The organism is Natrinema ejinorense (genome assembly GCF_002494345.1).
Taxonomy (GTDB): Archaea; Halobacteriota; Halobacteria; order Halobacteriales; family Natrialbaceae; genus Natrinema; species Natrinema longum.
Map to the genome: position 1 here is coordinate 2,703,845 of NZ_NXNI01000001.1, position 20,300 is coordinate 2,724,144.

At 66.6% G+C, this 20,300-nt stretch carries 22 protein-coding genes; 12 read left to right on the forward strand and 10 right to left on the reverse strand.

Annotation, left to right across the window (positions count from 1 at the left end; genetic code table 11):
* Positions 1 to 3 precede the first annotated feature (3 nt).
* The 3 genes from CP557_RS13460 to gatD all read right to left on the reverse strand — a co-directional run bounded on the left by CP557_RS13460 (position 4) and on the right by gatD (position 2,995).
* A complete protein-coding gene (locus CP557_RS13460) occupies positions 4 to 954 on the reverse strand; it encodes a GNAT family N-acetyltransferase (protein WP_097380381.1) in 951 nt (316 codons plus the stop codon).
* Positions 955 to 1,104: 150 nt separating this feature from the next.
* The gene (locus CP557_RS13465; RefSeq protein WP_097380382.1) at positions 1,105 to 1,611 is read right to left on the reverse strand and encodes a hypothetical protein; all 507 of its coding nucleotides are present in this window, start codon (positions 1,609 to 1,611) and stop codon (positions 1,105 to 1,107) included.
* 130 nt (positions 1,612 to 1,741) lie between these two features.
* Positions 1,742 to 2,995: a Glu-tRNA(Gln) amidotransferase subunit GatD gene (gene gatD, locus CP557_RS13470; protein ID WP_097380383.1), complete on the reverse strand. Its 1,254-nt coding sequence runs from the start codon at positions 2,993 to 2,995 to the stop codon at positions 1,742 to 1,744.
* 124 nt (positions 2,996 to 3,119) lie between these two features.
* Between gatD and mfnA the strand changes: the two genes are divergently transcribed.
* On the forward strand, positions 3,120 to 4,205 hold the full coding sequence (gene mfnA, locus CP557_RS13475) for a tyrosine decarboxylase MfnA (protein ID WP_211290211.1): 1,086 nt from the start codon (positions 3,120 to 3,122) through the stop codon (positions 4,203 to 4,205).
* A gap of 112 nt (positions 4,206 to 4,317) precedes the next feature.
* Here the strand turns inward: mfnA and CP557_RS13480 are convergent, their stop codons facing one another.
* The gene (locus CP557_RS13480; protein ID WP_097380385.1) at positions 4,318 to 4,689 is read right to left on the reverse strand and encodes a DUF5518 domain-containing protein; all 372 of its coding nucleotides are present in this window, start codon (positions 4,687 to 4,689) and stop codon (positions 4,318 to 4,320) included.
* A gap of 146 nt (positions 4,690 to 4,835) precedes the next feature.
* Here CP557_RS13480 and CP557_RS13485 point away from each other — a divergent pair, with 146 nt between their 5' ends.
* Positions 4,836 to 5,825, forward strand: a complete 990-nt coding sequence (locus tag CP557_RS13485) for an NOG1 family protein (protein ID WP_097380386.1) — start codon at positions 4,836 to 4,838, stop codon at positions 5,823 to 5,825.
* Positions 5,826 to 6,171: 346 nt separating this feature from the next.
* Here CP557_RS13485 and CP557_RS13490 read toward each other — a convergent pair whose 3' ends face one another.
* Positions 6,172 to 7,473 carry a TIGR00341 family protein gene (locus CP557_RS13490; protein WP_097380387.1) on the reverse strand — a complete coding sequence of 434 codons (1,302 nt, stop codon included), beginning with the start codon at positions 7,471 to 7,473 and terminating at the stop codon, positions 6,172 to 6,174.
* A gap of 129 nt (positions 7,474 to 7,602) precedes the next feature.
* Between CP557_RS13490 and CP557_RS13495 the strand changes: the two genes are divergently transcribed.
* Entirely contained in the window at positions 7,603 to 8,076 is a 474-nt protein-coding gene (locus CP557_RS13495; RefSeq protein WP_097380388.1) for a hypothetical protein, read from the forward strand.
* A gap of 94 nt (positions 8,077 to 8,170) precedes the next feature.
* The gene (gene engB, locus CP557_RS13500; RefSeq protein ID WP_097380389.1) at positions 8,171 to 8,794 is read left to right on the forward strand and encodes a GTP-binding protein EngB; all 624 of its coding nucleotides are present in this window, start codon (positions 8,171 to 8,173) and stop codon (positions 8,792 to 8,794) included.
* A 277-nt stretch (positions 8,795 to 9,071) separates the two neighbouring features.
* On the opposite strand, the gene ddh is transcribed toward engB, so the two are convergent.
* Complete coding sequence (gene ddh, locus CP557_RS13505) at positions 9,072 to 10,001, reverse strand: D-2-hydroxyacid dehydrogenase (protein WP_097381646.1); 930 nt, start codon at positions 9,999 to 10,001, stop codon at positions 9,072 to 9,074.
* 189 nt (positions 10,002 to 10,190) lie between these two features.
* Between ddh and CP557_RS13510 the strand changes: the two genes are divergently transcribed.
* Together CP557_RS13510 and CP557_RS13515 are read left to right on the forward strand one after the other, a co-directional pair.
* A complete protein-coding gene (locus CP557_RS13510) occupies positions 10,191 to 10,604 on the forward strand; it encodes a hypothetical protein (protein ID WP_097380390.1) in 414 nt (137 codons plus the stop codon).
* A gap of 1 nt (position 10,605) precedes the next feature.
* Positions 10,606 to 11,199 (forward strand): DUF7504 family protein, encoded by a 594-nt coding sequence (locus tag CP557_RS13515; RefSeq protein WP_097380391.1) that lies wholly within the window; start codon positions 10,606 to 10,608, stop codon positions 11,197 to 11,199.
* Positions 11,200 to 11,371: 172 nt separating this feature from the next.
* On the opposite strand, the gene CP557_RS13520 is transcribed toward CP557_RS13515, so the two are convergent.
* Positions 11,372 to 12,760 carry an NUDIX domain-containing protein gene (locus CP557_RS13520; RefSeq protein ID WP_097380392.1) on the reverse strand — a complete coding sequence of 463 codons (1,389 nt, stop codon included), beginning with the start codon at positions 12,758 to 12,760 and terminating at the stop codon, positions 11,372 to 11,374.
* A gap of 182 nt (positions 12,761 to 12,942) precedes the next feature.
* On the opposite strand from CP557_RS13520, the gene CP557_RS13525 reads away from it, so the two are divergent.
* A complete protein-coding gene (locus CP557_RS13525; protein WP_097380393.1) occupies positions 12,943 to 14,970 on the forward strand; it encodes a hydantoinase/oxoprolinase family protein in 2,028 nt (675 codons plus the stop codon).
* A gap of 2 nt (positions 14,971 to 14,972) precedes the next feature.
* On the forward strand, positions 14,973 to 16,598 hold the full coding sequence (locus tag CP557_RS13530) for a hydantoinase B/oxoprolinase family protein (RefSeq protein ID WP_097380394.1): 1,626 nt from the start codon (positions 14,973 to 14,975) through the stop codon (positions 16,596 to 16,598).
* 27 nt (positions 16,599 to 16,625) lie between these two features.
* On the opposite strand, the gene CP557_RS13535 is transcribed toward CP557_RS13530, so the two are convergent.
* Positions 16,626 to 16,958: a growth inhibitor gene (locus CP557_RS13535; RefSeq protein ID WP_097380395.1), complete on the reverse strand. Its 333-nt coding sequence runs from the start codon at positions 16,956 to 16,958 to the stop codon at positions 16,626 to 16,628.
* Positions 16,955 to 17,326 carry a helix-turn-helix domain-containing protein gene (locus CP557_RS13540; protein WP_097380396.1) on the reverse strand — a complete coding sequence of 124 codons (372 nt, stop codon included), beginning with the start codon at positions 17,324 to 17,326 and terminating at the stop codon, positions 16,955 to 16,957. Before CP557_RS13540 ends, CP557_RS13535 begins: the two co-directional genes overlap by 4 nt.
* A 151-nt stretch (positions 17,327 to 17,477) precedes the next feature.
* Here CP557_RS13540 and CP557_RS13545 point away from each other — a divergent pair, with 151 nt between their 5' ends.
* Together CP557_RS13545 and CP557_RS13550 are read left to right on the forward strand one after the other, a co-directional pair.
* A complete protein-coding gene (locus CP557_RS13545) occupies positions 17,478 to 18,248 on the forward strand; it encodes a coenzyme F420-0:L-glutamate ligase (protein ID WP_097380397.1) in 771 nt (256 codons plus the stop codon).
* The gene (locus CP557_RS13550) at positions 18,245 to 19,270 is read left to right on the forward strand and encodes a 5,10-methylenetetrahydromethanopterin reductase (protein ID WP_097380398.1); all 1,026 of its coding nucleotides are present in this window, start codon (positions 18,245 to 18,247) and stop codon (positions 19,268 to 19,270) included. The genes CP557_RS13545 and CP557_RS13550 overlap by 4 nt, the downstream gene beginning before the upstream one ends.
* Before the next feature lie 16 nt (positions 19,271 to 19,286).
* On the opposite strand, the gene CP557_RS13555 is transcribed toward CP557_RS13550, so the two are convergent.
* Entirely contained in the window at positions 19,287 to 19,481 is a 195-nt protein-coding gene (locus CP557_RS13555; protein ID WP_097380399.1) for a hypothetical protein, read from the reverse strand.
* Positions 19,482 to 19,564: 83 nt separating this feature from the next.
* On the opposite strand from CP557_RS13555, the gene CP557_RS13560 reads away from it, so the two are divergent.
* Positions 19,565 to 19,804 (forward strand): DUF7573 domain-containing protein, encoded by a 240-nt coding sequence (locus CP557_RS13560; RefSeq protein ID WP_097380400.1) that lies wholly within the window; start codon positions 19,565 to 19,567, stop codon positions 19,802 to 19,804.
* 96 nt (positions 19,805 to 19,900) lie between these two features.
* Complete coding sequence (locus tag CP557_RS13565; RefSeq protein WP_097380401.1) at positions 19,901 to 20,095, forward strand: cold-shock protein; 195 nt, start codon at positions 19,901 to 19,903, stop codon at positions 20,093 to 20,095.
* Positions 20,096 to 20,300: the final 205 nt, after the last annotated feature.

A 20,300-nucleotide genomic window follows, 5' to 3' on the forward strand; every position in this document is an offset into this window, starting at 1 on the left:
GCGTCAGTCCCCCGCGAGATCGATCCCCAGAACGAAGTCCGGTTCCTCGGAGATAGCCGCGCCCGCGTAGGGCGCGTCGGTGACGGCGCGAGCGGTCTCGGGGAGCAGAACGCGCGTCTCGTCGGCACCGCAGTCGGCCGCATCTCGAGCGATCGCGGCGAACAGCGACCGCGCGGCGTCGGCGTCGTCCCACGCGGCGACGCCGTATTCGGCCCACGTTTCCGTCGTCGCGTCTCCGGACGCGGTGTCCGCATCCGCCTCGAGTTCTCGGTCGTACGTTCGCGATCGGTAGGCCGTGCCGGCGAGTCCGTCGCCGTCCTCGACCGCGAAGACGGCCGTCTCGTCGGCCAGCCGTGTGAAGTCCGCTCGCGTGAGTTCCCGGACGGCCCACGATTCCTCCGGTGCGAGTCCGAGCCCGGTGAGGTGCTCGCGGGCGTCGCTGTGGGTCCAGTACCGCCAGGCCGCCGTCGGATCGATCGAGACCCGATGTGGCCCCTCGGCCTCCGAATCCGGCTCCGGGTGGGCGAACCGGAACTCGGTGATCGGTTCGTAGCCGCTGGCTCGCGCTGCGCCCAGCGACGCCGCGTTCCACGAGAAGATCATCACGCGGCCGATCGTCGCTCCCTGCTCGCGGGCCCACTCGAAGCTCGCCTCGTTCAGGCGGTGGCTCACGCCCTGCCGACGGTAGTCGGCCGCGACGCGCATTCCCTGAAACCAGGCTTCGTCGGGCGACAGCATGACTCCCTGGACGAGCCCCGCGACCTCGCCGTCGACTTCGGCGAGGAGGGTCTTTTTGCCCTGACCCGGTTCGTCCTCGAGCCAGTCGTGGTAGATCCGCGGGATGTAGTCGCCGCCGTGCTCGGGCCAGAGGTCGCTGGTGAATCCGACGACGGCGTCGTAATCATCGTGAGTTGCGCGGCGGATTGCGATGGAGGGGTCGGCATCAGATGACATCGTCTGGCAAACAGTGATGACTCATGTGGTCACGTGGGAAAGATCTTCGCAGAATCGACCCGGGCCGTCCAATCGGTGCACGCGCTGAGCCGTACCGACTGGTGCGAGGGCGTTGAGAGTGAACACCACCCCCCCCCCCCCGCCGGACTGTCAGCGCCGGGCAGCGTCAACGATGCCGGCAGTCTGTCCGACAGCGACCATGACGAAAGCCAGAGTCGCGAGCAACCCTCGATCGTCGACGAGAGATCCGACGAAAAGGACGGCCCCGAGGATCGAGAGCGCAGCGCCCCCGCCGTAGACGAACGCCGCATCCGGGAGTTCTCGGGCGGTGTACGCGAGTCCCGCCGCGGGGAGGACCATCCAGCCGACCAGACTCGTCGCGAGCAACGGTTCCGCGACCGACGGAAGAAAGAACCCGCCGATACCGGCGACCGTAATACCGAGGCCGGCGACGAGGACGAGCCGCCAGGCTCGCAACGCACCCCGGTCCATCTCGTTCCACCCCGTGATCGCAAAGACGGCGATGAACCCTGCCATCACGAAATGGGCGACGAGAATACCGTCGTCGCTCAGGTAGCCGGCGTATGCGGCCCCCGCAGCGAGCCAGGCTGCTGGAATCAACACGACCGGTCCGAACTCCCGCACCTCCTCGAGCACGTCCGCAAGTACGCGGGGCGGGAGGAATAACGTCCCGATATCTACTACTGTGGGGTATAGAAACCTCCGCACGTCTCGATTTCGATGATCGGCGAACGATACGTGGGGTGGATGTGCCCCGGAGGGCGTGTTACTCCCAGGGAACCGACCGCTCCTGAATCTCGCCGGCCAGCGAGGTCCCCATCGCCTCCTCGACGTCCTCGGCGTTCTCGAGTGCCCACATCAACTTCACTTTCGCCGTCCCCGGCAGCGTATCGCCGGCCTCGACGACCCCTGCCTCGATCAGATCCCGACCCGTGTCGTAAACTCGGTCGCAGACTCGTCCCTCGAGACACTGGCTGGTCATGACGACGGTCGTCCCGTCCTCGATCAGTTCCTCGATTCGTGGGATGAGGTCGGTGTGGACGTGGCCGAGGCCCGTGCCTTCGATGATGACCCCCTCACATCCCTCGAGGACGTCGAGGAACCGGGGATCCATCCCGGGCGTGAACTTCAGGAGTTCGACGTCGTCCTCGAGGGCGGGTTCGATGGCGAGGTCGACCGCGCCACGCTCCTGGTACTCCCGGCGGAACTCGACGGTTTCGCTCTCGTAGTCGACTTCTCCCAGCGGTTCCGCCCCGACGGTTTCGAACGCGTCCCGCCGCGAGGTGTGGTTCTTCCGGACGCGCGTCCCGCGGTGGAGCGCACAGCGGTCGTCCGACTCGGAGGCGTGCATACAGACCATGACCTCCGCACAGTCGCTCTTTGCGGCTTCGACGGCCGAAACGGCGTTCATCACGTTGTCCGAGGACGGCCGATCCGCGGAGCGCTGGGAGCCGGTGAAGACGATCGGGACCGGCGTCTCGAGCATGAACGACAGCACCGAGGCGGAGTACTGCATCGTGTCGGTGCCGTGCATGACGACGACGCCGTCGGCACCGGCCGCGATCTCCTCGTGGACCGCGTGGGCGAGGTCCTGCCAGATGGGCGGTTCCATGTTCTCCGAGAGGATGTTGGCGACGACGCGCCCGCGGTAGTTCGCGCGGCCCGCGAGGTCCGGAACGGCGCGCAAAACGTCCTCGGCGTCGAACTGGGCCGTCACCGCGCCGGTGCGGTAGTCGACTGTCGACGCGATCGTGCCGCCGGTCGAGATCAGCGAGATCGTCGGCAAGTCGTCGTCGAACTCGATCGCCGAGCCCGTTTCGTCGGTTCCCGTCGAATCGGTGCCGTCGATCTCGTAGACGTCCTCCGCGAGGACCGACACGTCGGCTCCCTCCCGGTCGACGCCGACGTTGTAGCCGCCCTCGAGTTTCACGACGAGGTGGTCGTCCGTGCTCGAGGGGAGCAACACGCCTTCGTACGTGCGGTCCGCGCGATCGACGCGGACGCGGTCGCCTGGGTTCATGCGTGGCCGTTGCGCGGCGGCGGACTTGAAGGCACGCTTTCCGCCCGGTCCGTCGAGACGGTTCGGGACGTGAGAGCGGTTATCGAACGCAACAAATAAACCCACGACGGATTACATACGTGATATGCAAGTCGAGCCGCAGGCGTTCGACCGGGTTCTCTCGTCGATGTGTACGGACCCTCACCCGGCGGCGCGCGACGCGGCCGAACGGTTTCTCGCGACCAATCCCGGTGATCCGGGCACCTACCCAAACGTCGCAGCCCTCGAGGACAACGCCGTCGCGTTGCTGAGCGAGATCGCAGGGCTCGAGGAGCCGGCGGGCTACATCACCAGCGGCGGAACGGAAGCGAACATTCAGGCGATCCGGATCGCCCGCGAACGAGCGGCGAGCCGGACGCCCAACGTCGTCATGCCCGAATCGGGCCACTTCAGCTTCCAGAAGGCCGCCGACCTGCTCGGCGTCGAACTGCGAATCGTCCCGACCGACGACCGCCATCGGGCCGACCTCGAGGCCGTCCGGGCCTCCGTCGACGACGACACCGCCGCGGTGGTCGGCGTCGCCGGAACGACCGAGTACGGCCGCGTCGATCCGATTCCCGAACTCGGCGAAATCGCACAGTCGGTCGACGCCGCCCTCCACGTCGACGCCTCGTGGGGCGGCTTCGTCCTTCCCTTTACCGACTACGAGTGGCACTTCGACCACGCCGCGGTCGACACGATGGCGATCGACCCCCACAAGATGGGCCAGGCCGCCGTTCCCGCGGGCGGACTGCTCGTCCGCTCGCCGGACCTGCTCGACGAACTCGCCGTCGACACGCCCTACCTCGAGTCGACCTCGCAGGCGACGCTGACGGGAACTCGTTCGGGTGCCGGGGTTGCGAGTGCCGTCGCCGCGATGGAAGAGCTGTGGCCCGGCGGCTATCGCCGCCAGTACGTCCGCTCACAGAACAACGCCGAGTGGCTCGCCGACGCCCTCGAGAAGCGGGGCTACGACGTCGCCGACCCGACGCTGCCGCTGGTCGCGGCCGACGTGCCGCGATCGACGTTCGACGCGCTGCGAGCCAAGGGCTGGCGGATTTCGCGGACCGCCACGGGGGAACTCCGGGTCGTCTGTATGCCCCACGTCACCCGCGAGATGCTGGCCTCGTTCATCGGGGATCTGGATCGACTCGAGGTGCGCGCGAGCGTGCCGGTCGTCAGCGACGATTGAGACGGTCCCCTGTCCCGAGTGGCCGGCGACCGAACGGAGCACTCCGGTCACCGATCGATTTCTCGAGGGAGCGGGGGCGGACCGACTGTCAATACCGACGAGAGCTACCGCATCAGGAACGGACCGCAGCACCGGCGACGCCGGCGATCGCACTCTCGAGGGCCATGATCAGCGAGATTGCGATAGCGAACGCGACGATTCCGAGCCCAGCAGCCCCGGAGATCGCTCCGCCGATCGGGCCGAGCGCGAGGCCGGCGACGCCGACGGTGATGCCGACGAGGAGTCCACCGATGATTCCGCCGAGCGAGCCGGCGAGCAATCCGTGCCAGAAGCCGCTCCCGAGGCCGCCGCCGGCCATATAGCCGGCGACGAAGCCGCCGATCAGGCCCGCGACGAGCTGGCCGATTCCGGGCACGACGAGGCCGACGATTCCGAGTACCGTCGCGACGAGAAAGCCCACGAAGACGGCACGCCAGTTTGTCATACGGGATCGGACGACGGCGACGGCAATAAGCTCGTGGCGGACATCTGCTGCCCGAGCTGACGGACTGCTCCCGAAAACACACTTCCGGAATCGACACACCGACTCATAACGAACGCCCTTTATGATCGGGGGCTCTAGTCCGGGACATGATTTTCGAAGACCTTCCGACGACGCCCACGTCGGAAGAGCTGATCGACAAGGCGTTTTCGCGGGCAGCGCGGGCCGGCAAGGCCAAAGGCGGCCTCGAGGCCCAGCAGTCGATGCTCCAGACGGCGGCCAACATCATCTCCGACAACCTCGAGAACGTGGTCACGGCGTGGCCGGACTTCGAGTACGAGGACGACGTCCATCCGTTCTACTACGAGCTGGCGGACGCGATCGTCGACGTCGACCGGCTCCGACAGGCGCTGTCGGAGGTCATGTGGGCCAGCCGGAAGGCCCGCGAGATCCACGAGGAGTACCAGCCCCGCCTCCGGAAAACCGACGTGGACACCGCGCGAAAGCACCGCAAGCAGGCCTTCGCCCGACTGGCCGACATCGTCGAGCAGGTCGACGACCACCTGCTGTACATCAACGAGTCGCGCAACGATCTGCGCGACCTGCCCGAGATCAATCCCGACGAGCCGACGATCGTCGTCGGCGGTTACCCCAACGTCGGCAAGTCCTCGTTCGTCAACGACGTCACCAACGCGCGCGGCGAGACCGCCTCCTATCCCTTCACCACGAAGGGGATCGGCGTCGGCCACTTCGAACGAGATCACATCCGCTACCAGATCGTCGACACCCCCGGCCTGCTCGATCGCCCGCCGGCGGACCGAAACGAGATCGAATCCCAGGCCGTCAGTGCCATCGAGCACCTCGCCGACTGCATGCTCGTGATGGTCGATCCCACCGGCGAATGCGGGTATCCGATCGGTCCCCAACTCGAGCTCCGGGACTCGATCATGGCCCAGTTCGACGCCGTTCCCGTGTACACGATCGCGAACAAGTCCGACCGCTTCGAGGAGGACGACCTCGACGAGGCCGTCGCGGCCGACTACACCATGAGCGTCGAGACCGGCGCGAACGTCGAAACGGTACTCGATGCCGCCGTCGAGGCGATCGGATACGAGCCCGAATTGCCGTTCGACGGCTAACTTACGGGTGAGCCGATGAGGGGACCCGGTCCCCTCTGGATGTCCCGATCTATCCCGTCACCGGGATCGGCGGCCCGAGAACGTGGCGTCGACGGCGGCTCGATCGCGACAGGACAGGGTGGCCGATTCGGACGCGAGGTCAGACTCGGAGGTCACTCGCTCGACCGTTTTTTCCGATAACGGAACCCCAGGCACAACCGTGCCCCATCTCGAGGAACGAGGCCCGAGCCCCCGGTCGCAAACCCTGTTCGCTGACCCGGTCGCAGGTCCCGTTCGCTGCGAACGCCCGGCTCGCGATCGGCCCGTGAGAGCCTGTCGTCGACGGGACCGGACGGCTCCGCTCGTCCTACTTGTCCCCCCGCTCGAGGACCTCGACGTACCTGACCTCGACGTTGACCGACTGGTCGGCGTGGTCGTTGATCCGCTCGTGCATGGTATCAGCCAGTTCGGGTGCCGATTGATCGGGCGGGCCGCCGATCGTCACGATCACCCGCTCGGCGTTCCGGAACGGGTAGTTGTCGTCCATCACGACCTGGAACTCGAGGAGCTGATAGTTCTCGTACTGGTCCTGTGAGAGGAGCGTCTCCACTTCCTCGCGAGCGTCCTGTTCGAAGTTCCCCGACTCGTAGGAGGCGTACGTGATCCCGCCAAGGAACACCGCGAAGATCAGGACGATGACGACGAGGCCGACGATCCGCTGGCGAAGGCGCTGTTCCGTTTCACCGAGGTCGAACAGGTTCTCCGGGCGATACCCGGCGTACCACAGCGTCAACAGGCCCGCGAGGTTCACGGAGAGCAGGTTGACGAGGACGAGTACCGTCGCGCCGATCGCGGCCGTCGGCTGGCCCCACGCGAGCGTGATACCGGCGACGCCGGCGGGGGGAATCAACGCTGCCGCGATCATCACGCCGACGAGCGCAACGGAGGTTCCGGTCGCGATGCTCACGACCCCCGCGACACCGGCACCGAGGGCGATCGCAAGCGAAAGCAAGTCCGGCGCGAGCCGTTCGGATATCTCGCCGACGCTCGAGAGGACGAGGTCCGGCGGGACGATGTTCAGGGAACGAACCAGCACCGCGAAAATCGCCGCCGCCGCGATCGCGACCACGACGCCGACGATCTGGTACGTGACGCTTTCGACGAACAGTTCCTCGTCGTCGATCACCGTGCCGACGCTCGCCCCCAGCGCCGGACCGATCAGCGGCGCGATCACCATCGAACCGACGACGACCGCCGGCGAGTCCAGTAACAGCCCCGCGGTCGCGACGACGGCACTGATGACCGTCATCACCACGTAGACGGGGAAGCTCGGCGTCAGATCGTCGGCCTCCGCCTGCAGCTCCTGGCGTGAAATCCGGTCCGATCCGACGTCGCCGTCCTCGTACTCGTCTCGAAGTGCCTGAAATCGCCTGGAAACGACCGTCTCCGCGTCGACGACGACCGTATACGCGTCCTCCTCGATCCCGGCGTTCTGTATCTCGTCGAGTACCGGCTCGACGGCGGCATCCGGCAGCGGGAAGTAGACGACCGCCGTGTACTTCCGGCTGCTGGTCTCGTCGGTCACGACGTAATCGATCTTCCGCTCGTCGAGAATCTCGAGGATCGTCTCTCGCTTCCCCGTCGGCACCGTCAACTGTACGAGACGCACGTGTCGATCTGAGACGCCCCTGGGTCATAACTTCGGGGCATTCCCTCCCACGCGAATCGCCCGCTTTGGCTCGAGCAACGGATCGTCTCTTTCACAACGTTTCTTGTATCAAGCAGAGACACGACGCGTATGAAGCGACGGATCGCCTCGCTACTGGGCGTCGGTATGCTGGGAATGGTCAGTGCGTATCTCGCCGCGTTCGGTTCGAGCGTGGTCACCGGTCCGCTCGCCGGCGCGTTCCTCGCTGGCTTCGCCCTCTCGGCGGTCCTACTGCTCGTCGGCGGGCTCGTCGATTCGATCACGGTCGTCGGGCGACCCGTTCCGTGGAACGTCGTCGTCGGGATCGGTGACGTCCTCCTCGCGGCCGTCGTCACGCTCTCGGCGATCCGCTCTGCTCTCGTCACGGACGACGCGTGGTCGTGGCTCTTCGCCGGCGGGGTCGCCGTCGGCTGTACGTCGCTGGCCTGGTTCGGCGTCCAGACCGCCCGCGATAGTCGCCACGTCGACCTCGAGGCGACGACCTCGAGCCGCCGGCTCGTGGCCATCGCCCTGCTGGTCGCAGCCTCGTTCGGAATCGGGGTGTTCGTCGCGACGAGCGTGTAGCGTCACGGGACCACCAGGCGGGGCCGACTGGAGCCCACTGGCAGCCGACTCCCGTTACAGTGCGTATAAAGGTCGGTCCACCCTACGGTCGGGTATGATCGATTTCGATACGCGGCCCAACCGAGACGCCGAAGTGGCGCTCGTCGGGCGCTCGAACGTGGGGAAGTCCACGCTCATGCGCGAGCTGACCGGCCACAGCTTCGACACCGGGGGGAAACCCGGGGTCACCCGCTCGCCCAACCACTACGACTGGGCACCCGAGGATTTCGTCATCACCGACCTCCCCGGTTTCGGCTTCATGAGCGGCGTCGACGAGGAGCATCGCGAGCAGATCAAGACCGAAATCGTTCACTACCTCGAGGAGTACGCCGACGACATCCTCGTCGCGATTTTGGTCGTCGACGGCAAGAGCGTCATCGACATCATCGACCGCCACTCGGGACCCGACGAGATCCCCTACGACGTCGAGATGTTTCACTTCCTGCGGGAGCTGGACGTGCCGACGGTCGTCGCCGTCAACAAGATGGACAAGGTCGACGACGAGGACGAACGGCTCGACGACCTCTGTGACCGCCTCGGCCTCTACCCACCGTGGAAGCAGTGGCAAGACACCATCGCCCCCATCAGCGCCAAACGCGGCCAGCTCGAGCCGCTCACCGAGGCCGTTCGATCCCACCTGCACGAGCAACAGCGGGACGATCTGTTCAAGTTCTTCTAACGAAATTTTGCTCTGCGGGCGCGGCGAAGCCGCGCCCTCGGCAAAATTTCGATCAAAAGCACTCCTCCCTCCGTTCTGGCCCCTTCGGGCCCTCCACATCGGTCGTCGGCCCGCTCGCTCGGCCTGCGACCTCGCTCGCAGTGCGTGTCGGGTAAGTGCCTGCCCTCCCCCGGGTTGCACGACCCTCGTGATACTCGAGTCGTGCGCCCGGCCACCACGCGTTCCGTCTAATATCGGCACTTATTCGAGAGCCCCACTGCCTCGAATCAACCTCGCGTCAGACCACGCGGTTGTGGAATTCCTCGCCGGCCGCGAGCCGATCGACGTTCTCGCGGACGATGTCGCCGATGTCCCGGAAGTAGTCGCGGGTGTAGGCGGCGCAGTGGGGCGAAATAATCACCTCGTCCATCCCCCACAGCGGCGAGTCCTCGGGCAGGGGTTCCGCCTCGAAGACGTCCAGTGCCGCCCCCGCGAGCGCGTCGCCCTCGAGAGCGTCGATCAGCGCCGGTTCGTCGACGACGGAGCCCCGGGCGACGTTCACGAAGTAAGCGTCGTCGCGCATGGCGTCGAACGCCTCCGCGTCGAAGAGGTGATGGGTCTCGTCGGTCAGGGGGACGGTGACGATCACGAACTCGGCGTCGGCGATCGCCTCGAGGAGGCGGTCGGTCGTGTCGATTTCGTCGAATCCGGGGACCGGATCGCCGGAGCGTCGAACCCCGGTCACGCGGACGCCGAGCCCGCCGAGGGTTTCGGCGACGCCCCGCCCGAGGGTCCCGGTGCCGACGACACAGGCCGTCGATCCCGGGAGCGTAAACGCCTCGTCCCACTCGGGGCGGGTCCACCGGCGCTCTCGCTGGTTCGCGACGTGGGCGTGCAGTCGCCGGGCGAACATGAGGAGATAGCCCGCGACCGTCTCGCCGACGGTTCGATCGTGAATGCCCGTGCTGTTCGTGAGAATCACGTCGTGGTCCTCGAACTCGTCGAACGGGAACCGATCGACCCCCGCCTGAATCGAGTGGACCCACTCCACCTCGAGGAAGGCCTCGCGGTGTTCCAGCGTGACCACTGCATCGTACCTGGGGATTTCGTCGTCGCCGATTACTGCAACCTCGGTCGGCAGGTTGGAGAGGGACGCCGCCAGTTCAGCCGGCGGAAACACCGCCTCGACTGACTCGTGGACGCCGAGTCGCTCGAGTTCGAATTGCATGCGCGTCAGTACAGGCGAGTCCATGTTGAAGCTTTGCGGATCTCCAGCGTCGAGATCGGCCGATCGGCACGTCCCAGTCGTGGGATTCGAACCAGGCGACACGGCAGGACGACAGGAGCGACTACGAATCCAACTGACACGGTACTCCGGCCACCGGCTTTATAATCGAGACATCTGTATCGGTATCGGATGGGCACGATCGAGAACACATCTACGTTTGCCGAATTCGATGCAGACGCGGTCCTCGAGAAACTTCGAGAGATCGCTGGCGGCCAGATCCTCACGGTTGCCGAATACGACGCCGAGACGTACAATATCATGTACATGGACGACCAGATGGGCCACCAACTCGGCGACGCAGTAGACATCGAAGAGCTCGCAGACAGGATCCACAGCGACTACCGGCTCGATTTCACCGAAAAGGAAATGTACGAAGACGTGTACAGCGAACTCGGCGAGGTACGCGCCTTTGCCGTCTTCTTCGAGGGAAACACTATCTTCCGGTTCGTGGGGGAAACGACTGGATTGTACGTCTCACTCACGATGGACGCGCCGTTCAACGCGGTGATCGAAGCAGTGTCCGATATCATCGAGGACGCGTGAGATGCAGACGAAACAGAGAGAACAGTTAGCGGAGGCGTCGAACGTGTTGTTGCTCGGATCGATGCTCGACGATTCGACGAAACGAACCCACAACGCGCTCCTGTCACAGGAGTTGACCGAGCGAACGGACGTCCTGGCGCTGACGTTCCAATCACCGGGCCAGTGGCTGCGAACGTGGACGGGCACGCCGGAAACGCACGACGGACGAATCACCGTCATCACGCTCGACGAGTCCCCCTATCAGTCGACGCAACGAACCGACGACGTGACGTCGATTACGGTCAATCCAGCCGATCTGACCGGGATCGGAATGAAAGTGAGCGATTACCTCTCGAGCCAGGTGAAGACGGACGCCGAGACGGTGGTCTGCTTCGATTCGATCACCGGACTCCTCCAGTACACGAATCAGAAGTCGCTGTTCCGGTTTCTGCGGGTGATTACGCGTCGCATCGAACACGTCGATGGGATCGCTCACTTCCACCTGGACCCGGACGCCCACGACCGAAAAACCATCAGTACGATTAAAACGCCGTTCGACGCGATCGTCCAACCCGATACCGCCGGCGGGGGTGTGACCGTTTCAACGCGCTACTAGTCTCGCACCGATCCCGACTCTTCCGTCGACCGACCGTCTCGGGTATCGCTCCAATGGGTTTTCGGTCACGCACGGTGGATGACTCTCGGCGACGTAGAAGGCGGCTCGGAGAAAATCCCTCGTCACAAGGGGCTCGGAGGGGGTAACTCTTCGTCACGGCCGCCGGGAGCAGCTACTCCCTCGACGGGTTTCGGTCTGTCGTTTCTCGAGTCGGCGATGCCCCGCTGTTACGCCACTCCTCGAGGCCCCGCAACTCCGCGGCCACGTCCCCAATGTCGGCCGGCTCGAGCGTCCCGCGCTCGGTCACGAACTGCGTCACGCACTCGGCGGGTGTCACGTCGAACGTGGGGTTCAGCACGTCGAGCGACGCGTCGCCGTCGTACACCGCGGATCGGTCCCCGGACTCGAGGTTTACCTCCTCGCCCGTCGAGACTTTGTCCGTCGCCGCGACGACGGACACCGGAATCCCCTCGCGATCGGCGACGAGTGCCAGTGATCGCGTCCCCGTTTTGTTCACCACGGAGCCGTCGGATAGCACGGTATCCGCGCCGACCACTACTTGTGCGACGTCTTCGCGTGCGAGCACGTGCGCGATCGCCGCATCCGTGTGGACCGACACGGTGCTGTCGGTCATTTCGGACAGCCGCTCCGCGACATCGATCCCTTCCCGGGCGGGTCGCGATTCGGCGACGAACACGCGCGACGGCTCACCCATTTCGAGCGCCTCGAGAACGGTTCCCGACCGAGAGAGGGTCGCGACGCTGTCCGCCACGAACTCGCTCGCGGTCGCTGCGGCGTCCTCGTCAGCGTCGATCGCACGGTCGATGTTCCAGGACGTCGACTCGAGGACGGCCGAGGCATCCCCGTTTTCGCCGTCCGCGCCGGCCATGACGCGATTGACACGGTTTCGGAGGACGGCCATCGACGGTCGGGCTTCGAGTAGCCGGCCCGCGAGTTCGGCGAGCTCGTCCCACTCCCCGTCCGGATCGGTCCCGAACTCCGTTCGCTCGGCGACGAGCACTCCAGCCCGATCGCGAAGCACCTCGAGCGCGCGCAGCGACAGGTACGCGGCCCCGTGCTCGCCGTCGGCGGCGATCGACCGAACGGTCGGTGCCACGCGCTCGTAGGCTGTCCAGAGTTCGGGAACCGTCACCCGGTCGTCGACCGGCTCGAGCATCGCGGTCGGCGGTGCCCACTCGAAGGCGTCGTGTTCGTCGCTCAGCCGGATCTCGCGGGTCTCGCAGTCGAACAGATACGGGTGGACGGCCCACTCGCGCTCGAGATCGGGGTCGACGAACGTGACCGGCCGCCCGGAGCGAACGAGCGAGACGTCGTCGGACTCGATGCCGGTTTCCTCGCGGATCTCGACGCGGACCTGTTCGTCCGGCTGGCCCTCGGCGAAGCCGGAGACGCCGCCCCATTGGCCCCTGTAGGTGCCGACGGAATCGCTCCGGCGGAGCAACAGGACCGCTCCCCGGTTTCGGAGGAAGGCGGTAACGACGTGGCTCGTCTCCCCGTCGTCGCTCCCCCGGTCGTCGGACGCTGCCGGTGAATCGCTCATACGCGACCGACGTCCGCCCGAAGGGAATCGCTTTCGGGACTCGAAACCGTCCCCCCCAACCGCCCAACGGATCGAGTGCGTGAACTATACCTACCTCGGCCCCCCGCCTGTGACCATGACACAGCGCGTGCCGGTATCGCTCGACGAGGATTCTGACACGCTACTCGAGGGACCAGCCTACGATGACCAGTGAGCGGCCGCCGGTCGATGGCGACACGCGCATCGGCGTCGACGTCGGCGGCACCTTCACCGACGTGGCCCTTTCCGTCGACGACCAACTCGTCACCGCGAAGGTCCCGACGACCGACGACCAACACGTCGGCGTCCTCGAGGGGCTCCGCAAGGCCTGCGACCGCGCCGGCATCGAACCCACCGAAATCGACGGCTTCGCCCACGCGATGACCGTCTCGGTCAACGCCCTGCTCGAACGCGGCGGCGCGAAGACGGCGCTCGTGACGACCGACGGCTTCCGGGACGTCCTCGAGATCGGTCGCCAGGACCGACCCGAGCTGTACGATCTCGAGGCCGAGAAACCGGAGCCGCTGGTCCCCCGCGACCGACGGTTCGAAGTCGACGAGCGGACGACCGTCGACGGGGTCGAACGCCCGGTCGACGCCGAGGCGGTCCGCGACCTCGCGGCGACGCTCCGCGAGCGCGACGTCGAGGCGGTCGCGGTCTGTCTGCTGCACGCCTACGCCGATCCCGAGAACGAGCGCCTCGTCGCCGAGACGCTACGCGAGGAACTCGAGGCCCCGGTCTCGGCCTCCCACGAGGTGCTCGCGGAGTTCCGCGAGTTCGAACGCACGTCGACGACGGCGGTCGACGCCTACGTCCGGCCCGCGATCGACCGCTACGTCGGTCGGCTGGTCGAGGAGGCCCACGAGGCCGGGCTTCCGGCACCGCGGATCATGCAGGCCAACGGCGGTATCGCCGATCCCGAGACGGTGCGCGACCACGCCGTGACGACGACGCTGTCGGGGCCGGCCGCCGGCGTCGTCGGTGCGGCGGCCACCGTCGGCGACGATACCGTCGACGGACTCGTGACGTTCGACATGGGTGGTACCTCGAGCGACGTGAGCCTCGTCCGGGACGGACGGGCCGAGCGGACGACCGACGCCGAGGTGGACGGCATACCGATCCGGACGCCGATGGTCGACGTGAACACCGTCGGCGCGGGCGGCGGCTCGATCGCGTGGGTCGATTCGGGCGGCGCGCTCCGGGTCGGGCCGGAGTCCGCGGGTGCAGCGCCCGGCCCGGCCTGTTACGACCGCGGTGGCACTCGACCGACCGTCACCGACGCCAACGTCGTGCTCGGCTACATCGGCCCCGAAACCGCACTGGGCGGTGAAATGACCCTCGACGTCGACGCCGCACACGACGCCCTCGAGCGACTGGCCCAGGAAGCCGGCCTCGCGGGACCGCTCGAGGCGGCTCGCGGCGTCTACCGGGTGGCGAACGCGACGATGACGCGGACGATCCGGTCCGTGACGGTCGAACGGGGCCACGACCCTCGCGACTTCGCGCTCGTGGCCTTCGGCGGCGCGGGGCCGATGCACGCCGTGGCGCTGGCCGATTCCCTGTCGATCGATCGGGTCGTCGTCCCGCGACCGAGCGGCGTGCTTTCCGCGTTCGGGCTGCTCGCGGCCGACGAGAGCTACGATGCCGCCAGGACCGTCGGCGTCACCCTCGACGGAGCGAAGCCAGCGGCGCTCGAGGACGTGTACGACGACCTCGTGGCCGACGTGCTCGCGGACGCGTCGGATCCGGACGCGGCACGCGTCGAGCGGGCAGCCGACTGCCGGTACACGGGCCAGAGCTTCGAACTGACCGTTCCTGTCGACGATACGTTCGACGCGAACGCGGTCGCGGACCGGTTTCACGACGTCCACGAGCGGACCTACGGCTACGCGATGGACGAATCGATCGAGGTCGTCACCCTCCGCACGACGGCGACCGTCCCGGGATCGGAGCCGGCGATCCGCCACGACGGCGAGGGCGACGCGGTCCTCGGTACTCGTGACGCCGCCTTTCCCGACGCTGGCCGGCAGGAGACGACGATCTACGACCGGGATCGGCTCGCGGCGGGCGCGTCGATCACGGGCCCGGCGGTTCTCGAGCAGGCCGAAAGCACGACCGTCGTCCCGCCGACCTGGGCGGGGGAGGTTCTGACCGACGGAACGCTCGTCGCGACGCGAACGGAGGAGAACTAACGATGACGACTGACCCGACGGACGAGACGGACGACCGCATCGATCCAGTGACCCTCGAGGTCATTCGCAACCAACTCGAGAGCGTCGCCGAGGAGATGGGACAGACCCTGATTCGAGGGGCGTATTCACCGAATATCAAGGAACGACGGGACTGCTCGACGGCGCTGTTCGACGCCGAGGGGCGGATGGTCGCGCAGGCAGAACACATCCCGGTCCACCTCGGCGCGATGCCGGCCGCGGTCGACGCCGTGTACGAGCACGATCCGAAGCCCGGCGACGTGTTCGTTCTCAACGACCCCTTCACCGGCGGAACGCACCTGCCGGACGTGACGATGGTCTCGCCGATCGCCCCTGACGGAGCAGTCGTCGGCTACGCCGTCTCTCGAGCCCACCACGCCGACGTCGGCGGGATGACACCCGGCAGTATGCCCGCCGGCGCGGAGGAAATCTATCAGGAGGGGCTTCGGCTCCCCCCGATTCGACTCGTCGAGGGCGGCGAGCCCCGGGAGGACGTTCGTTCGCTCGTCCTCGCGAACGTCCGCAACCCCCGCGAGCGCCGGGCGGACCTCCGCGCACAGCAGGCAGCGAACGAACGCGCCGAAGCACGGCTCGCAGCCCTTTTCGACGAGCACGGCCGCGAAACGGTCCTCGAGGGGTTCGACGCCGTCATCGACTACTCCCGCGAGCGGATCGCGGCGGAAATCGCGGCCTTGCCCGATGGCACCTACGAGGCCACCGACGTCCTCGAGGGCGACGGCGTGACCGACGAGGACATCGAAATCGCCGTGACCGTCACGGTCGACGGCGAGACGATCGATGTGGACTTTTCCGGAACCGCAGCGCAGGTCGCGGGGAATCTCAACGCACCGCTGGCGGTCGCGACGAGCGCGGTCTACTTCGTCGTCCGCTGTATCACCGATCCGGAGATCCCGCCGAACCACGGCTGTTACGAGCCGGTGAGCGTCGTTGCGCCCGAGGGATCGCTGTTGAATCCGAACCCGCCCGCCGCCGTGGTCGGCGGCAACGTCGAGACCAGCCAGCGGGTCACCGACGTCGTCTTCACCGCACTCGCGCAAGCCGCGCCCGACCGCGTCCCCGCACAGGGTCAGGGGACGATGAACAACCTCACCATCGGCGCGCGAGACGGCTCGTTCGCCTACTACGAGACGATCGGCGGCGGCTTCGGCGCGCGCGCCGACCGCGACGGGATGGACGGCGTCCAGGTCGGCATGACGAACACGCTCAACACGCCCGTCGAATCCCTCGAGACCGAGTACCCGCTCCGGGTCGAACGCTACGCGCATCGGGACGGCAGCGGCGGACGCGGGCGGTTTCGCGGGGGTCTCGGCCTCGAGCGCTCGGTCACGGTCGAGACCGACGCGACGGTGTCGCTGCTGACCGAGCGCCGCCGACACGCGCCGACGGGCGTCGCCGGCGGCGAAGACGGCGCGACCGGCGAGAACCTGATCGACGGCGAAGCGGTTCCCGCGAAGACGACGGTCGACATCGACGCCGGGACGACCGTCACCGTGCGGACCCCTGGCGGCGGCGGGCACGGGAATCCCGACGAGCAAGACGAGGCTGAAAACGAAGACGAGCAGGTCAGGACGCCCGCTAGGAACAACTAGAACCGATCGGTCGTCCTCGAGGGACGATCAGTCCCGCAGATAGCCGACGAGCCGGTCGACTGCGTCGTTTAGCGGCTCGGGTTCTACTCGGCCGAACCAGTCAAGAATATCGTCGTGAGACAGCGAGACGACTCCCCAGGGGACGAGATAGCTCTCCTTCGGCAATCCGCCGTCGAGGAAATCGTCGTCGGTGACGGGGATCGTCTCGTCGTACCACGTTCGCGTCGTCAGCGTGACTGCGATGTACTGCTCCCCATCGAACGGATGAGCGGTCGTGCTGACGATCGCGAACGGACGACTCGGTTTCGATTCGTCGAACGGAGCTCCCGCCTCGATGATGTCTCCGCGTTCGTATTTCATTCGCCGTCCGTCCCCCGCTCACCCGGATGTCGCTCATCAGTGCCGGCCTCGCGCCACGCGTCCATCTCTTCCGTACCGAGTTGCTCGTTGAGCGAGTCGAGACTGCGGCTCAGGTCGGTGGCGGACCGGATTCGGTCCGAGTCACCGGCCGCCCAGTACGGCGGCTTGTGTCGCACCAGATTTCGCTCCTTCAATCGGCTCAGTACCGCACTGACGGCGTTCGGTTCGATGCCCGTCGAATCGGCGATTTCGCCCCGTCTGAAGGCCTTGTCGTCGTTCGAAACGAGAAAGGAGAACACTCGCTCCGCCTGCGTGCGTTCCCCTTCGAACTCCGTTTCCCGTTCGAAGGTATCGATATCGATCGGCATACGTTCGTTTTCGTGTTTGGAACGTATGGCTGTTTTCCTCGTTTGTACCGTGTTTCACAGAACGGATTAGCAGCCTCCGCTCGAGCCGGCCGACGGTGACTCCATTCTCCGGTGACGGTGCGTTTTTGACGCCGCTTCCCCACCCACCAGTATGGAACTCAACGGCGTGGCGGAGCTGCCCGAAATCCGCCCCGGCGACGACATCGCCGCCCTCGTCGCGGATCGGGCCGCCCTCGAGCCCGGCGACGTGCTCACGGTCGCGAGCACCATCGTCTCGAAGGCCGAGGGACGGACGGCGGATCTCGAGGAGTATCCCGTCAGCGGCCGGGCACGGGAGATTGCCGACCGAATCGCCGAAGTTGCCGGCGAGGAGAAGGACCCGCGGTTCGCGCAGGCGATCATCGAGGAGAGTTCGGAACTGCTGATCGACTGTCCGTTCCTGCTGGCCGAAACCCGCTTTGGACACATCTGCCCCAACGCTGGAATCGATCGCTCGAACGTGCCCGACCACGACCTGTTACTCCTGCCGCGGAAACCGAGTGAGAGCGCCGAGCGGATCCGGTCGGGGCTCGAGGATCGGGGCATCGAAGACGTGGCTGTCGTCGTCACCGACACCTGCGGTCGTCCGTTCCGCCACGGACAGACCGGCGTCGCGATCGGCTGGGCGGGGATGCCCGCGAGCCGGGACTGGCGGGGCGAACGCGACCGCGACGGCCACGAACTCGGCGTTACCGTCCAATCGGTGGTCGACGAACTCGCCGCCGCCGCGAACCTCGTCACCGGCGAGGGGGCCGGCGGGACGCCCGCAGTCGTCGTCCGGAACTGGGAGTTCGGTACCCACGAGGGGAGCGACGAGCTCTTCCGGTCAGTCGAAGACGACCTCGTGCGACAGGCACTACGAGACTGGAGGGTCGACGAATGACTGATCACACTCCCTCGAGCGGCGAGCCGACCTGGGGCATCGAACTCACTCCCGAACACCCGCCGGAACGTGTCGCCGGACTGGCCGCACTCGCCGAGGACGAAGGGTTCGAGATCGCCTTCGCGAGCAGCCACTACTTCAACCGCGACCCGCTCGTGGTGTGCTCGCGGATGGCCGATGCGACCGACGAGATCCGGCTGGGGCCGGGCGTCGTCAACCCCTACGAAACCCATCCCGTAAAACTCGCGTCGGGAACGGCGACGATCGACGAACTCAGCGACGGCCGAGCGGTCTTCGGCGTCGGCGCGGGCGATCGCTCCTCCCTGTCGAACCTCGGCATCGAACGGGACAGCCCGCTCCGGCGCGTCCTCGAGACCTTCGAGGTCGCTCGTGACCTCTGGGACGGCGAGACGGTCACCCACGAGGGAACTTTCACCGCGCGGGACGCGGCGCTCAACCTCGACCCCCCGTCCGATCGGATACCGGTCTACGTCGGCGCACAGGGCCCACACATGCTCCGGATGAGCGCGAAACGCGCCGATGGTGCGTTGGTCAACGCCGCCCATCCGCGGGACCTCGAGTGGGCCGCGGGCCAACTCGAGCAGGGACTTGCCGAACGGCCCGACGACCACGGCGCGTTCGAGTCGCTGGCGTTCGCGAGCGTCAGCGTCGCCGGCGACGAAACCGAGGCGCGCGAGGCGGCTCGACCCCCCGTCGCCTTCATCGTCGGCGGGGCCGCGGAGCCGGTCCTCGAGCGCCACGATATCGACCGCGACGCGGCACGCGCGGTGAGCGAGGCGCTCGAGCAGGGCGATCTTCCCGAGGCCTTCGGCCGCGTCACCCCACCGATGATCGACGCCTTCTGTATCGCGGGAACGACCGAGACGGTCGCGGAGCGGTTCGCCCAGGCGCTCGAGTACGTCGACGGGATCGTCGTCGGCTCGCCGCTGGGACCGGATCTGGAAGACGCCGTCGAACGGGCGAGCGAGGCACTCGCGCGCGCAAGCGGTCGGGATACGTAAATCGAAAACGAAAGTCTCAGTTCGCGGTAAAGAGGTTCCCGACGGCACCGAGGGTGAGGATCCCGAAGACGCCCACCGAGACGGCGACGAGAAGCGCCCCCATCAGGACCAGCAGCGGTGCGAGTCCGGCACCCATTGCGACGTCGCTGAAGAGGCCGATCATTTCCACGATGTTGTCCACGATGATGTTCAGGGGTGTGATCGTAACCATATACGGGGGTTGTTACCGGCCCTACTTGGCGGTGCCGGTCCCGCATGCGGACGGTTAAGTCCCGTCCGTTCGTATCGGTGCCCGTGCCCGACGACGCGACGCTCTCGGATTTCGGCTCCACCGACGGCGATGGCGATCGAACGACGGGAGACTCATCTCGAGACGGCGGCGAACCGAGCGACGACCCAGGTGGCGGTTCGATCGGCGCTGTCCGCTCGACGTACGCGTGGGGCGACTACGCGTGTACACGCTGTGGGTGTCCGACTGAGCGGGTCTGGCGAGCCGACGGCGACCTGGTCTGTCCCGACTGCAAACAGTGGTAATCGGCTATTGCCACCGATACGAGCCGTTTTCTCGGGGGTGAGCCTGCGAGTGGGCCCCGAAGCTTTATACTTTCGTCGTGGCTTTGTTCAGGTGCAATGGCGAAAGGTACGGTTGCGTTCTTCAACGACACTGGCGGCTACGGATTCATCGAAACCGACGACGCGGACGAGGACGTGTTCTTCCACATGGAGGACATCGGCGGTCCTGACCTCGAGGAGGGCCAGGAACTGGAGTTCGAGATCGAGGAGGCCGAAAAGGGGCCACGCGCGACGAACGTCGAGCGGCTCTAGGCTGTCCTGGGAGTGGTATCGGTTTCCGATCGGACATCGATAGCGGCTGCAACGGTCTGACCGTCGGCTCACGGAGCGCCGACGCGTCGTCCACGCTCACGAGCGGCCGCTCTCCTCGCGGACGTACGCTCTCGGGTCCGGGCTCTCGTTTTGCTCGAGCCACGCGAATCGGTCGCTCGACGACGACCCGACACGTCTCGAGAAA